The 15,712-nt window shown below is 40.6% G+C and carries 11 protein-coding genes and 1 pseudogene; 3 read left to right on the top strand and 9 right to left on the bottom strand.

All coding sequences use genetic code 11. The annotated features are described in order from the left end of the window. Positions 1-20 precede the first annotated feature (20 nt). On the bottom strand, positions 21-563 hold the full coding sequence (locus tag NOM01_RS03895; protein ID WP_255746548.1) for an EXLDI protein: 543 nt from the start codon (positions 561-563) through the stop codon (positions 21-23). 1,052 nt (positions 564-1,615) lie between these two features. Then, positions 1,616-2,080, bottom strand: coding sequence for a MarR family winged helix-turn-helix transcriptional regulator (locus NOM01_RS03890; protein ID WP_255746547.1), 465 nt, complete (start codon positions 2,078-2,080; stop codon positions 1,616-1,618). Positions 2,081-2,417: 337 nt separating this feature from the next. On the opposite strand from NOM01_RS03890, the pseudogene NOM01_RS03885 reads away from it, so the two are divergent. After that, positions 2,418-3,791 (top strand): annotated as a pseudogene (locus NOM01_RS03885) (sugar porter family MFS transporter); the annotation flags it as partial. A gap of 78 nt (positions 3,792-3,869) precedes the next feature. On the opposite strand, the gene NOM01_RS03880 reads toward NOM01_RS03885, so the two are convergent. The 3 genes from NOM01_RS03880 to NOM01_RS03870 form a co-directional block, all read right to left on the bottom strand. Then, on the bottom strand, positions 3,870-5,084 hold the full coding sequence (locus NOM01_RS03880) for a class I SAM-dependent methyltransferase (protein ID WP_255746546.1): 1,215 nt from the start codon (positions 5,082-5,084) through the stop codon (positions 3,870-3,872). 1 nt (position 5,085) lies between these two features. After that, positions 5,086-5,961 (bottom strand): GNAT family N-acetyltransferase, encoded by an 876-nt coding sequence (locus NOM01_RS03875; RefSeq protein WP_255746545.1) that lies wholly within the window; start codon positions 5,959-5,961, stop codon positions 5,086-5,088. Positions 5,962-6,075: 114 nt separating this feature from the next. Continuing rightward, entirely contained in the window at positions 6,076-7,086 is a 1,011-nt protein-coding gene (locus NOM01_RS03870) for an NAD(P)/FAD-dependent oxidoreductase (RefSeq protein WP_304654749.1), read from the bottom strand. Positions 7,087-7,320: 234 nt separating this feature from the next. Between NOM01_RS03870 and NOM01_RS03865 the strand changes: the two genes are divergently transcribed. Further along, on the top strand, positions 7,321-7,794 hold the full coding sequence (locus tag NOM01_RS03865) for a hypothetical protein (RefSeq protein ID WP_255746544.1): 474 nt from the start codon (positions 7,321-7,323) through the stop codon (positions 7,792-7,794). Between the two features lie 18 nt (positions 7,795-7,812). Next, positions 7,813-8,316, top strand: coding sequence for a hypothetical protein (locus NOM01_RS03860; RefSeq protein WP_255746543.1), 504 nt, complete (start codon positions 7,813-7,815; stop codon positions 8,314-8,316). Positions 8,317-8,401: 85 nt separating this feature from the next. Here NOM01_RS03860 and parC read toward each other — a convergent pair whose 3' ends face one another. From parC to NOM01_RS03840, 4 genes are all read right to left on the bottom strand, one after another. After that, entirely contained in the window at positions 8,402-10,849 is a 2,448-nt protein-coding gene (gene parC, locus NOM01_RS03855) for a DNA topoisomerase IV subunit A (protein WP_255746534.1), read from the bottom strand. A gap of 2 nt (positions 10,850-10,851) precedes the next feature. Continuing rightward, positions 10,852-12,831: a DNA topoisomerase IV subunit B gene (gene parE / locus NOM01_RS03850; RefSeq protein ID WP_370645914.1), complete on the bottom strand. Its 1,980-nt coding sequence runs from the start codon at positions 12,829-12,831 to the stop codon at positions 10,852-10,854. Positions 12,832-12,906: 75 nt separating this feature from the next. Beyond that, positions 12,907-14,418 carry a carboxypeptidase M32 gene (locus NOM01_RS03845; RefSeq protein WP_255746529.1) on the bottom strand — a complete coding sequence of 504 codons (1,512 nt, stop codon included), beginning with the start codon at positions 14,416-14,418 and terminating at the stop codon, positions 12,907-12,909. Positions 14,419-14,561: 143 nt separating this feature from the next. Then, positions 14,562-15,698: a THUMP domain-containing class I SAM-dependent RNA methyltransferase gene (locus NOM01_RS03840; RefSeq protein WP_255746526.1), complete on the bottom strand. Its 1,137-nt coding sequence runs from the start codon at positions 15,696-15,698 to the stop codon at positions 14,562-14,564. Positions 15,699-15,712: the final 14 nt, after the last annotated feature.

Genomic DNA, 15,712 nt, shown 5'->3' with positions numbered 1-15,712 from the left:
TTCATGGTTGTGATGTCGAGTTATATATCGAGAAATTCGCCGTCCTTAATTTCGTGCAAGGATCGATATAAATCCGAAGGTACATGACCGACCAAGTCGTCAATGGAATTGAAAACTTCCAGTTTTCGTAAATCCGGAGCCTCATCCTCCGATTCCTTTTGAAAAGGAACTTTGTTCATGTTTTCCCCTGCAAATTTTTCCATGATTCGTTTCTTTAACTCATTCTCAATCGACTGCTCCAGAGGTATTCTCTTCTGTTCACGAATAAACACTGCATAGCGGCCATGTGTTGTTTCGTAGACAACATAGGTCGTCAGCAACGAGTGATCCTCGTCATGAACGCTTGCGGAAGCCAACTCTCTGCCAATAAATCGTTTTCTCTTATAAAATCCATTTTCACCTTCAGAAATTTCAATATGCTCGAATCCTTTTCCTTCACCAATTTTTGTGTAAAATCTGAGTGCTTGCACAATCGTAGCAGATAAGTTTTTACCGGAGACTTCTTGAGCTTGATCAAACACTTCTAAATCAGCATCTGGAACATAAATGGTTTTATTCGGCATAATGATCTCCTTCGATAATTAATCTATTTACTTTATACATATAAATATACACGTTTATACGTAGATAATAAAGCATATTCTACATATTTTCTACATATAAATTGTTTGATACATACGCATAATATATTTATATCAAATGCTATTTGTAATAAATTTTTATTAAACAACACCTTTATGTGCTTCAATTTCTAAACTAAATAAAATGATAACGAATGGATGCCATCAGGTTAGATAGCTTTTAGAATTAAAAATCCGTATCTTATGAAACGAAAGAGTTTATTGCTATTTACTTAACAACTCTGTGCTTTTTACAAAATGAAATGGCACGATCTTTTAAGAGTCATGCCTATGTCTTCAAACGTCCCCTTCTCATTTAGTAATGCAAAACATACGAACTTTAGATTCCTTCATCTCAAGTTGAATCACATTAATCTCTTGTTGATTACGATTCATGCAGATGCTAGGCACTCTTTATAAGATCTTTGTTTTGCAAATATTGGATATAATTTGGGAAGATTATTAGCTATCAGGGAGTCACTCTATATGGGGATTGAGTGATCTTTTTGGTAGTCATATTCAACTCTCCTTTTCAAGAGTTCGAGTACCATTATCGACGATATAGTTTGTAGTAACGATAAAAATTCCGTAAAAGGTGTGGACCGCTTTCAGCCCTATTTTTTACAGATGTGAAAAGTATGGATGGTTATCATAAAAGTGGTCACGTGGTCTATGATATAAAGTACCATGTGGAATGGGTGACAAAATATTACTATAGAGTGATGAGGGGTTAGGTTGTTTTCCGGTTGCAGAAACTGATTCGCAGGGTTGTGACACCAGAGGAATCACGATTCTGCAAAGAGCTAAGAAAAGGACTTTTAGTAGATTTCATCTTAGGTGACGAAATGAATTCGTAGTCATTTATATCTGAACCCTGCTGCATTAGCCGGTGGTCATTTAGCAAAGGAAGTACGAATTATTAATCACAGGTACAAACATAATAATTAATTAAACGTATGTTTAATATCTCTGTTCTCTCATCTTTGCATGTAATGTTATTTATTATCCGCCTCAATCTGTGCTTCATTTAATTTTTTGATTAGCTTAATGAATTGTTTTTGTTCTTTTGATGTTAGCCCCTGAACTTGCTGAGCGAAATACTTCTTTCGTTCCGGAAGAACTTGATTAAGTAGTTCATTTCCTTTTTCAGTCAATAAAATGTATTTCGTTTTCCACTCTTGCTCCCGAGAAATGAAGCCCTCCTTTTCCATTTTAATAATTAATTGTGTGATGTTCCCTTTAGTAAGAAACATCTTCTCAGCCAATTCTTTTTGAGACATTCTTCCGCTTTCCCCAATTTTCTCAAGTACTTCATATTGTGAGATAGTCAACGTCCATGTCTTTAAAAATTGGCTGTAGCGCTTAAGTTGGATGTGATAGGCCCTCGAAAGGTAAAACCACAAAAGAATGCTTTTTTCAATCGGCATATCTGATAAATTATCTATTGTGCTTATTTTCAATTATTTTCACCTTTTTTGACTAATTGTCAGTTTAATGCTAAACTAATAATAAGTTGATTGAATCTTGGTTTTAGATGCTCTCAATAGGGTATTTAATTGATAACAATTTGACTCATTTCATACTGTCAACTTTAGCAGGTTATCCTCGATTTACATAGGATTATTTTCCTTGTACTATTTTTAACACTATTTTCATTTCAATCAGCACACATCTTCTAGACTTAGATTTATGTATTTTCCATTTTATAGGAGGAGATTCACTATCAGTATTAACAAACCTTTAGAATCGATGTAGGATGCAGCACTTTCTGATGATGGCGCCCATAAACGAAGCCCCAAAAAGTTTTTAAAATTAATTACACTCGTATCAACCTTCGGAGGCCTTCTTTTTGGTTACGACACAGGTGTAATAAATGGCGCACTTCCGTTTATGGCAAGACCGGACCAGTTAAATCTTACTTCATTTACCGAAGGTTTAGTTGCTAGTTCTTTGCTTTTAGGCGCAGCATTTGGAGCAGTATTCAGCGGACGATTGGCCGACCATAAAGGACGCAAGACGGTCATTATGTATCTCTCCATCGTCTTCTTGATCACCACTCTTGGGTGTGCATTTGCACCTAATGCTGCAATTATGATTTTCTTCCGTATTCTGTTAGGGCTGGCTGTAGGTGGCGCTTCTGTCACTGTGCCAACATTCCTAGCTGAAATATCACCGGCTGAGACTCGAGGTCAGGTGGTAACGCAAAATGAATTAATGATTGTCAGTGGCCAACTGCTCGCTTATGTATTTAATGCAGTCATTGCGAATTACTCTGGCGGTTCAACCCATGTATGGCGTTATATGCTCGTTATTGCAACACTTCCGGCAATCTTGCTCTGGATCGGTATGTTCTTCGTACCTGAAAGTCCAAGATGGTATGCGTCTAAAGGAAAATTAAAAAGTGCATTGCGCGTGCTTCATTTGATTCGCCATCCAAAACGCGCCAGGCTGGAATTAGTATCCATTAAAAAGGCAGTCCAAAAGGAACGGACGAGCGAAAAAGCGACTTTTCGTGATCTTCAAACGCCATGGATCAGAAGAATCGTCTTTTTGGGAATCGGCATTGCTGTTGTCCAGCAAATCACCGGTGTTAATTCAATCATGTACTATGGAACACATATTCTTCAAGATGCCGGATTCAATACAGATGTCGCTCTCGTTGCAAATATAGCAAACGGAATTATATCAGTAGCAGCGACTTTCTTCGGCATGTGGCTGCTTGGAAGAGCAAAACACAAACCGATGCTGCTCATTGGATTAACAGGTACCTCAATTTCCTTATTGTTGACCGGCATTTTTTCAATGACTCTGCATGGAACACCCTTTCTTCCCTTTCTAGTTCTCAGCATGACTGTAATGTTTCTTGCATTTCAGCAAGCAACGATTTCGCCGGTAACCTGGCTGATGCTTTCTGAAATCTTTCCCCAGAAATTGCGTGGGTTAGGTATGGGGGTCACTGTATTTTGTCTTTGGACGACGAACTTTCTCGTCAGCTTCCTATTTCCAGTCTTACTTTCCTGGATCGGTCTGGGATTGACCTACTTCATCTTCTTTTTCTGCGGAATAGCTGCATTCACATTTGTGAAGTTCTTCTTACCTGAGACTAAGGGGAAATCACTTGAAGAACTGGAGTTGTTTTTTCGCAAGGCAGGACTAAAGAAAAAAGTTTGATCCAACATGATATATATACAATCTTATATGAAATAAAATAAGAGCAGCCACGGCTGCTCTTATTTCTTTAGAAAACATTTATGGTTTTAAACAAACAAGAGTAAATAACTTAGGCAAACCGATGTCGTTAATTTTCATATTCGGTGCTTCATCCAAACGCTGCACAACGAGACCTGCTTGAGCAAATGCGGTCACGATCTCCCCAAGCGTCCACTCTCTTAAGAATACAGTGCGTGGTGCTTCATTTTCATTTTCCCGATGAGAAAGGTGTTTAGAAAAAGCCACTTGACGTGTGTGCAATGATTGATCGAAATAGTTGCCGAAGACAATTTGTCTTTTTCCTCGTGTAGTAACCAATTTCGTTGACACGGGGTGAAATTCCTGAATAAGAAATTGACCGCCCGGTTTTAAAATCGAAAATACAAGTTCAGCAAGCGGTTCGAGATCAATAAAATAATGCAAGATCCCAAGCTCCATAAGTACCTTATCATACTTTTCCTTATGTTGATCAATAGGTAATTGCAGAACATCAGAAATTATATAATTTAGCGGTACGTTGAGAGCTGCTGCTACATTCTTGGCATAAGCAGCATTTTCAGAGGAAATGTCGACCACAGTTATTTGGGCTCCCATCAACGCCAGTGCGAGTGCCTTACTCCCATGAGAGCCGAGTAGATTGATAACCGTTTTACCCTGAATATCGTTTAGGTAGGGAGCAAGAGAACCCAGCTTAGCTATGGGGTTTTCTTTAATTTTCTCAGCTGCTTGTTCAGGCGTTCCGAAACGATTAACCCATGCTTGATAGGCCTCACTATTCCAGGCATGACCATTTTGATCAGCGTCTGAATTTTGGAGACTCCTTAAACATTTTTTAACCCTATCACGTAGCGGATCAGATTTTGGCAATGTACGCAAAAAATAACCGAACGATTTAACTGCTACTTGATAGGATTCAATAGCAATAAGTATTCGATCGGGGTCAGTACGAACTACCGTTCCTAAATGTCCATCGATACGAATAGAATACCCGTTTAACTGAAAGGTAAAGAAACAGCAATTGTTTTCTTTTTTAAGTCCGCTCGCTGAACAGTCTTTCACTGTTTGATAAAATTGCTCCAGCGCATCCCATTGTATGGAAATGGTGATGGAAAAATCATCATGTATCGTGCAACCTTGTAATTTCAATGCAGCTGTTCCCTCTACAGTCGCAGAAATTCCTTCAGCCGCAATTAAACGCCAGGCTTCTAAAAGCGTTGATCGCCAATATTGTTCTTTTTTTTGTTGTGTGTTCATGTTAGGCTCCTAGCAGATTCTTAATTGGCACACGATAATAATCAACCGTGTTATCAGATACAAATCCTGTTTTTGTATATAAATGCATTGCGTGAACGTTTCGAGATTCAACTTCCAATTTCACTTTCGTAACCGTTCCTGAAAACAATTCGCTTAGAATCCGATTAAGAAAAGAGCCGCCAAATCCCTTGCCCTGGTACTCAGTTTGTATTCCTAATCCAAATAAAAATGCTTCTGAACCCTCAAATCGTGCAAAACAGATACCAATAATTTGATCATCGAAAACAGCCATATAACCTTGTCGATTTGCAGACATCAATGCCATTTCAATTAAGCGTCGTGCCTCCTCACGGCTATCATGAAAGCTGTTTACGCTGACTTCGATTAATTGCTCCATATGCTCAATTCTTTGATAAGTCAACGACAATGGCTGTTCTGGAATCTGTATCATGTGGTTTTTTCGCTCAAGCGACATAACATGCTCTGAGAACTCATAACAAGCACCGAAATGATCAATCACTTGATTATTTGGGTAGGACGACTGGGACACAAAAAGCACATCGGCAATTTGAAATGCGTTCAGTTCTTCTATTGTTCGAAGCAGCAAGGCAGTAAAATAACCCTTTTCTCGGCAGTCTGGCGAAGTCAGCCCCGAAATTTCTGCTTCTGAACGCATCGGTGCAAACACATGCAGAAAAGCGATGAGTTTATGATTCTCATAGCAAAGAAATGTGTACTTCATTTCTTTATGGAAATTAAGAGTACCGTCTAAATTGGTCTCATATTGAACACCGTCAACCTGTGAACAAAACTGTTCCAATTGGCGAATTTCCTTTTTAATTTCTGCATTGAGTCGGCAGATGGATTTAATGATCATTTTAGGGCTCCAATCATTTTATCTTATTTCGAATAACAGGACATTAGCCTATTTGTTTTTCTAATTTATGTAAAGAAGCCTGAACATCTCAGGCTTCAAGAAAATTTATGTGTATCACTTTTCAAAGAGTTCCCCCGCGCTTGAACTGTGTACAGGTTGTGTGCGCGATTTCGGATCAATATAATGTTTGGCATTATTGACAGCAGTCGGTGCTTCTCCCAGTCCCGTTGCTATTAGTTTTATTTTGCCGGGATATGATGCAATATCGCCCGCAGCATAAACGCCTGGAATATTGGTTTCCATTTTGCTGTTCACGAGAATTGAATTCTTTTCCAGTTCAATGCCCCAGTCCTTAATCGGTCCTAATGCGGATACAAAACCATAGTTCACAATCAAATCGTCCAATGGCAATGTTTCCTCTGTTTCACCTTTCACCATTTGTATCGTTAATTGTTCAATATGATCTTTAGTACCTGAAACAGATTTCGCAATAAAGGGTGTTTTAACTTGTACAGACGCTTTTTTCATCGCTTCAACACTTGTTTCATGTGCCCTGAATTGGTCTCGGCGATGAATAATGGTCACACTTCTTGCAATTGAAGCCAATGTGTTTGCCCAATCAACCGCTGAATCTCCGCCGCCTAAAATGACGACTCGTTTGTCTTTAAAGATCGTTATATCCTGAACATAATAATGTATATTCGTAAAGTTTTCCACACTCTGATCGACCTTTAATGGGCGAGGTGCAAACGCTCCTACTCCGGCAGTAATCACAACTGTTTTCGTGCGATGAACGCAACCGGATGCTCCGATCAGTTCAATAACTCCATCATCATGCCTTACCAAAGAACTAATCGCTTCATCAAGAACGACTTCAGGATGAAACTGCTCGGCTTGTACAATCAGATTTTTAACTAAATCCTTTGCTTTGATCTTTGGAAATCCAGCAACATCGAAGATTTCCTTTTCAGGATAAAGGGTGCTGAGCTGTCCGCCTAGTTGCGGAAGACTCTCAATAATTTTCACTTTCATTTGCCGCATGCCGGCATAAAAAGCGGTGAAAAGTCCCGTTGGACCGCCGCCTATTATCGTTATATCAAAAAGTTCTTGTTCTTCTTCAGTCAATACAATCCCTCCAAATACCATAAAAAATGATTCGTTTTTCATCATATTTTATTCTAAGTGATTTTTCTGATCAATGCTATTAGAACGCTTAGTGTAAACAATCGAATGATAAATATAAAGATATGCAAGGATCAGAATGAATTTCCGAATAAACGCTCAAAATAATGGATGGTACTATCGGCCTAATTTGAAATCAGCACCTTGATCTCTTACCGCCAAAAAGGAGGGAAAAAAATGGTTCTAGCCGTCACTCTATGTCTCATTTGGATCATCGTGAATCTCTTCATTCTTTTGCCTAAGCGGCTTTCGCGTGAAGAAAATCTATTTCTATTTCTCACTTGCTCAATCACCATTATGCTTTCACTCTTATTGCCTGCGAAGCGCATGTATTTTGGTGATCCAGGATTTAACTACAGTATTGAAGGTACGCTGGCATTTCTTTTTAATCGGAACATTATTTTCCCAGTGCTCACACTAATCTCCATCAATTTAGTACAAGACAAAGGTTTATGGAAAAAACTAATCACGTTTTCAGCGAGCTTTTGTGTATTTATACTTTTTTGCAAACTTGAAGAAAAACATACTATTGTCTCTTCAATCAACACGGTTACACTGTTTATCTACTTTATTTGTTTTTACACACTCATGCTGGTCCTTCTAAAAGGATTTCAGCTCCTGAGCCAAAAACAACAGTCAAGCGACCAATAAATCAAAAAGGAGATTCACATGATACCTAAAGGTACAGTTTTCAATTCAAATGAACTTTTCATTTTGATCACCGGAGTAACTGCTTATACGGCTATGCTTCTTCTTCCCAAGCGGTTCAACCGTCAGCAGACAATCACCATGCTTTTAATCGGTGCTTTTATCAGCACCTTTTTTGATAATACAGTGTGTATCAACCCGTTCAATTACTATAATGTAAATGATACACCCTTCACTGATTTTTGGGACATGCTCTCGTTTGTTATGTTTGGTCCGTTCGCCTATTTTTTTATTTACTTTTATGTCGTGATTAGAAAAAATCGAACAACCTATTTTTTCTATATTACGATTTGGGCACTGATTTCGATGATAGCTGAAGCATTGGCATGGCATGTCGGCGTGTACCATTATAAAAACGGATATCAATTGTTCTTCTCGTTACCGATCTATCTGATTGTACTCACAGCGACCATGGTTTATTATCACTATTTTATACAAAAGGAATGTATAAAAATTAAAGATTAGCGGTATCTAGTATAAGAAAAGCTAAGGCTCCGCCGGCGTCAAGGACTTGGCCTCGCCAAGCTTTTCTTTATCCGAAGATAGCCATTCAGCCTTCGTCCTTTTTGAGTTGAATGGTATCGGACCAAATTTCGCTGACCGTTCCGTCCTCATCCTGATCTAAAAAGAATGAACCATTGCTGTACCGATCAGATACTCGAATATCCTCTGATTGCAGCGTAAACACTTTGCCCTTATCTGAGCTTATATTGATTCGATCATTATTGTCGACAAGTGTCAATCCGACAATATGATGCGGTCGTGTCTTTAATTCACGCAACAGCTGTACGCCGCGTCTCGGTCGACCGGTTTGTTCGATTTGTCCTTCTATTTTCATTTTCTTGACTGCACCACGATCAGTAACAATTAGTAAGCGGGTATCTGATTGTTTTGTAAATGCAACGGCACCTGCCACTGTATCACCATTTTTTAACTGAACCGCTTTTACACCTGCTGCGCGCTGACCGACTTCTCCAGCCTCTTGTTCAGCGAAACGTAATCCGTAGCCCATATAAGTCGCAAGGATCAAATCTGAAGAACCATCGGTTGCCATTGCCACAATACATGAGTCATCCTTTTTCAATTTTAAAGCGGTCAAAGGCTTTGAACGTCGCTGTGCTTTATACTCAAGCAATTTTGTTCGTTTGACCATGCCAAGTTTGGTAAAGAAAGTCATATACAATTCTGTGTGTTCAAAATCATTCACAGGAACAGCAGAGATAATAACTTCATCCGGATCAATCGGAACAATGCTGGCAATATGCTGGCCAAGTTCTTTCCAGCGACGATCCTGGATTTCATGGACAGGCAAATAAACATATCGGCCTTTGTCCGTAAACACAAGTAAAGTATCGGTTGTGTTCATCTGTTGTTGGAATAGTGGATGATCCGTTTCCTTCATCGCCACTGCATCATCGCCGCTTGCAGTATACGAACGAAGACTTGAACGCTTTACGTAGCCATGTTTTGTAAGGGAGACCATAACCTCTTCGGAAGCAACCATGACTTCAAGATCAATCTTGATTTCTTCAATTTCCGCTTCAATAGTCGTTCTTCTTGCGTCCGCATATTTTTTTCGAACGTCCATTAATTCCTTTTTAATAACCCCTATCAGTTTTTTACTCGAATTAAGGATCCCCTGTAATCGGGCAATCGTTATATCCAGCTGATGTTCTTCTTCTTGAAGTGTAACAATATCCGTATTCGTTAAACGATACAATTGTAAGTTCACAATTGCTTCTGCTTGGATTTCAGTAAAACCAAATGAATCACAAAGATTCTGCTTTGCGCTCTTTTTATCTTTAGAACTTCGGATCACACGAATAACTTCGTCAAGTATTGAGATTGCCTTGATTAATCCACGAACGATGTGTTGGCGGTCAATACTTTTTTGAAGTTCATATTGTGATCGACGAGTAACTACTTCTTTTTGGTGTTCAATATAGGCTTCGAGGATTTCCTTAATCCCTAGCTGTCTTGGAGCTTTATGATCAATCGCTACCATATTAAAGTTATAAGAAATCTGCAGATCGGTATTTTTAAAATAGAAATTTAAAATGCCGTTTGGATCTGCATCCTTCTTTAACTCAATAATGACACGCATGCCGCTGCGGTCTGTCTCGTCACGTACTTCTGAAACGCCTTCAACCTTGTGATCAAGGCGAAGTTCGTCCATCTTTTTCACGAGCATCGCCTTATTAACCTCATAGGGCAGCTCAGTAATGATAATCTGCTTTCTTCCTGTACGTAAGGTGTCAATTTCCGTACGGGCGCGCAACACAATTCTGCCTTTTCCGGTTTTGTATGCTTTCTTAATTCCGTCCAATCCTTGAACAATTCCACCCGATGGAAAATCCGGACCCTTAACATAGGTCATTAAATCATCGACTGTGGCTTTTGGATTTTCCATCAGCATAATCGTTGCGTCGATGATTTCAGACAAGCAATGTGGTGGAATTTCTGTTGCATAGCCCGCTGAAATTCCCGTTGAACCGTTAACCAGCAAATTTGGGAATTTCGATGGAAAAACAGTTGGTTCCTCCGTTGTGTCATCAAAATTAAGCACGTAGTCGACAGTCTTCGCGTCAATATCACGAAGCAGTTCAGCAGATATCTTCGACAATCGAGCTTCAGTGTAACGCATCGCTGCCGGCGGATCACCGTCAAGACTACCGTTGTTCCCGTGCATTTCAATAAGCGGCATCCGCACTTTCCAATCCTGACTCATTCGTACCATTGCTTCATAGACCGAGGAATCACCATGCGGATGGTAGTTGCCGATTACGTTGCCGACCGTTTTTGCCGACTTGCGGAACGGTTTGTCGTTCGTATTCCCGTCACGAAGCATCGCATAGAGGATTCGGCGCTGCACCGGCTTCAATCCATCCCGAACATCGGGGAGTGCACGCTCCTGAATAATATATTTGCTATAAATGCCAAATCGGTCGCCCATCACTTCTTCGAGCGTCCGATTCACTAATTTTTCTCTATTTACCACACTTAGTCAGCACCTTTCACAGCGGTCAATCCTTCACTTGCTTCTTCTTCTAGACCAAATGCCACATGAGATTCAATCCATTTGCGCCGCGGTTCCACTTTATCACCCATAAGTGTACTCACTCTACGCTCGGCATAGGCTTTATCTTCGATATGAACCTTAATTAAGGTTCTCGATTCAGGATTCATCGTTGTTTCCCAAAGCTGATCGGCATTCATTTCACCCAAGCCTTTGTAACGTTGAATGGTATAGCCTTTACCAATTGTTTTAATCGCTTCTTTAAGTCCATTATCATCCCAGGCATACTCAAGTGTTTCTTTTTTCCCGATCCCTTTGCTGACTTTATAAAGAGGGGGCAGCGCTATATACACTTTACCCGCCTCAATTAGTGGCCGCATGTATCGATAAAAGAAGGTAAGCAGAAGCACTTGAATGTGTGCACCATCGTTATCGGCATCTGTCATGATAATAATTTTATCGTAATTACTGTCTTTAATAGAAAAATCCGAACCTACCCCTGCGCCAATTGCATAAATAATCGTGTTGATTTCTTCGTTTTTCATAATTTCTTCGAGCCGGGCTTTTTGGGTATTAATGACCTTGCCTCGAAGCGGCAAAACAGCTTGAAATTTACGATCACGCCCTTGCTTTGCTGAACCACCTGCCGAATCACCTTCGACAAGGTACAGCTCGTTGCGTTCTGCATTTTTAGAAGATGCCGGAGTCAGCTTACCGCTCAGCATCGTTTCCTTACGTTTCGACTTTTTCCCGTTTCTGGCATCTTCTCTGGCTTTTCGTGCCGCGATACGTGCTTGCCGTGCACGTGTCGCTTTTCGTATTAATTTTTCACTCGTCTGGGGATTCTCTTCAAGAAAATAAGCAAGCTGTTCCGATACAACTGTATCTACGGCTGATCGCGCTTCACTTGTTCCCAGCTTTTCCTTGGTCTGTCCTTCAAATTGCAGCAAATGCTCTGGAACACGAATTGAGACAATTCCCATGAACCCTTCACGAATATCCGTACCGTCCAAATTTTTCTCTTTTTCCTTCAAAATACCGCTCTTTCGCGCGTAGTCGTTGAATACACGCGTCAGCGCAGTACGAAATCCGGATTCATGCGTGCCGCCATCCTTGGTACGCACATGATTTACGAAAGAGATTAAATTTTCCGAATAGCCGTCATTATATTGAAATGCAACTTCAACCTCCATCTCATTGGCTGTACCCTCAAAGGCAACAACAGGATGAAGGACGTCCTTGTCTTCATTCAAATAAGCGACAAATTCTTTAATTCCCTCTTCATAGTGATAAACGTCTTCACGGTCGCTTCGTTCATCAGTAAGTACAATTTTCATTCCTTTTTGAAGAAATGCTGATTCGCGGAGCCGTTCACTTAAGATGTCAAACTGGTAAGCAGTTGTACTGAAAATCGTCGCATCCGGTTTAAAATGGATCAATGATCCGGTCTCACGCGTTGTGCCGATCTCCTCAAGTGTTGTCGCCGGATGACCGCCGTGTTCAAAGCGCTGCTTGAAAATCTTTCCGTCACGCCAAATGGTTACTTCCAGCCATTCTGAGAGCGCATTGACGACAGAAGAGCCGACGCCATGCAATCCACCGCTCGTTTTATAACCGCCGCTTTGTCCGAATTTGCCTCCCGCATGCAAAATGGTAAAGATGACTTCGACTGTCGGTTTCCCCGTTCGATGCATTCCGGTTGGCATCCCGCGTCCAAAGTCACGAACACTCACGCTTCCGTCTTTATGAATGCGAACAAGAATTTCATTTCCATAGCCGGCGAGCGCTTCGTCTACTGCATTATCAACAATTTCATAAACAAGGTGATGCAGCCCTCTTGAATCTGTAGAACCAATATACATGCCCGGGCGTTTTCGTACAGCTTCCAAGCCTTCGAGTATTTGTATCGTGTCATCATCATAAGCTGATACTTGTCTTGCCAAATAAAGAACCCCTTTCTCCATCATCCTATTCAACAAGGAACAGGATGCAATCTGATCTATCTCTGACGTTCAGGTTGTTACTTTGAATCATATGGATTAAAGACGATAGATGTCACTGTATTTTTTCGACAGTTCATTCAATAAATAATCTGGATTGGGTCCTTCTCCAGTCGTATCATTAAGAATTTCAAGAGGCTTTTTTAAGCGGCCAAACTGATGAATATGTTTGCTGAGCCACTCTGTGACCACTTCTAGATTACCGGAGCTGACGCGCGCATCGAAATCAGGTACATCTTTAATCATCGTGTTCTTAAATTGAGCAGCATAAACATAGCCTAGCGCATAAGATGGAAAGTAGCCAAAATCGCCGCCTGGCCAGTGAATATCTTGAAGCACTCCCTCACGGTCATTTGTGGGAGTGATACCAAGATATTCGTTCATTTTTTCGTTCCATACACTTGGAAGGTCCTTCACACTCAAATCACCATTAAACAATCCTTTTTCAATATCATAGCGTACCATAATATGAAGCGGATAGGTTAATTCATCAGCCAAGGTACGAATAAAGGATGGGCGGGAAACGTTGATGGCTCGATAGAAATCATCGAGAGATACATCGTCAAACTGGCCGTTTGCATACTTTTTCAACTCTTCATAATGACAAGACCAGAACGCTTTGCTTCTACCGATAAAATTTTCAAAGAAAAGCGATTGTGACTCATGAATCCCCATGGAGGTCCCTTCACATAGCGGCGTTCCGACTAATTCACGAGATATATGCTGTTCGTACAAAGCATGACCGCCTTCGTGAATCGTTCCTAGAACCGTTGATATAAAATCATTCTCCTGGTAATTCGTTGTCACACGCACATCGCCGGGATTGAGGGTGATTTCAAAGGGATGTTCTGTTTCATCAAGACGTCCGGCGTCAAAATCATATCCGATTTCCTTAAGTAAATGGAGACAGAGCGCCTTTTGCTTTTCAACAGGAAATGAAGCGGTTAGAAAAGCGTTTTGGGGTTGGTCTTTGGATGCTGTAACTGCTTCAACTAATGGAATTAGCCCCTTGCGAAGTTTGCCAAACACATGATCAATGGTTTCAACAGTCAATCCAGGTTCATACAGATCGAGCAATGCATCATATTTATTTGTTTTAACGCCCCAGTACTCAATAAACTTCCGCTTAAACGCAACCATTTTTTCCAAATAAGGTTGGAGCATCTCGAAATCACTGTTTTTCTTTGCTTCTTTCCATACGCTCTGTGCTTCGGATTGGAGAATCACATAGGCTTTATTTTCTTCAGATGGAATATTGATGAAGCGTTCATATGTTTTTTGCGATTCTTCAACCATTCTTCTCGTAACCAAGTCTAATTGATCATGAACCGCTGGATCGGTTAATGCATCTATGTATCCTTTCATTTCGTCAGAAGTCGACCGTTTAAAAACTTCATCAGAGAGCGTTCCAACGACCTCTGAACGCTGCTTAATTCCTTTTATCGGCGCACCAGTCCGCATATCCCATTCTGCAAGTGCAATGGCCTCGTTAAAGTCCATAATTTTTTTCACATATTTATTATAAGAATCCACAATTTCAGTAATCGCCATTGATAACGCCCCTTTTACGATAGTAAATGCAGGAAGTTCTTATTTCATTCTTTTCTCTGTATTCAATGTAATGTCCTTCTTTCTCTAAGAAGAATCATTCGCTTGATGAGCTCGTGAAGCGGTCCGATTTGCCTGTTTTTTCGTTAATCCGAATACTTTTTGCCAAAATATTGATAAAAGTCGGTCCGAATCCGTCCATTATACAGTTTTCTTTTTTTGCTTGCCGAACGTCCAAAATAATTTTCGAATTTTTCAAAAGATGAGATGAAGTAAAAGGACCATGATTTATAAGTTTTGAACAGTTCTCCAAGGTCACTGCAAATCGTTTGAATCTGCTCCTGGTCGCCCATTCGTTCTCCATATGGCGGATTTCCTATCATGCATCCGTTCTCATCCTTCGTTGTAAAATCAGCGACCTGCATTTGCTTAAAGGTAATGAGTCCCCCAAAGCCGGCTTCGAGTGCATTATGCTCGGACAGTTCAATCATTTTGTGATCAATGTCGCTGCCCATAATCATTAAGGGCTGGTCATAGTTTGCCTTATTTTCTGCTTCCTCTCGTGCCTGTTCCCAATAGTTTTTCGAAATAATCGGCCATGATTCAGAAACAAAATCCCGATTAAATCCTGGAGCAATATTCTGACCGATCATAGCCGCTTCGATCGGCAAAGTACCTGAACCACAGAAAGGATCGACAAACGGCTGATCCGGCTTCCAGCGACTGAGCAAAATCAGTGCACTAGCCAAGGTTTCCTTGAGCGGTGCCAAGTTGTGCAGCTGTCTGTAGCCTCGCTTATGCAACCCATCTCCCGAAGTATCAATGGCAAGCGTCGCCCAATCTTTTTCAAGTGCGACCTGGATTTTAAACATCGGTCCATCTTCATCAAACCATTCTTGATTATAATGCTGCTTCATTGATTCAACAATTGCTTTCTTAACAATTGCTTGGCAGTCAGGCACACTGTGCAGAATTGATTTATGGGATTTCCCGATTACCGGAAACATTGCGTTTTCCGGAAGAAAATCTGCCCATGGGAGCGCTTTTGTTTGTTCAAAGAGACTGTCAAAGGTATCCGCTTTAAATGCACCAATTTGAAGTCTGATACGATCTGCGGTACGGAGCCAAAGGTTACACCGACAAATGTCTAGAGGTCCTCCGGAAAACAAGATTCTGCCGTTTTCTACTTTTAAATCCTCATAGCCTAAATTTCTTAGTTCTCTTGCGGCAATTGCTTCTAATCCCATCGCTGTCGTCGCAATCAACGTCCATTTCTCACTCATGTCGATGTTTCCTC

The sequence above is a fragment of the Sporolactobacillus sp. STSJ-5 genome (genome assembly GCF_024385605.1).
GTDB lineage: Bacteria > Bacillota > Bacilli > Bacillales > Sporolactobacillaceae > Sporolactobacillus.
Note: the sequence above shows the minus strand (reverse complement) of the source record. Positions and strands in the feature narration are given on the sequence as shown.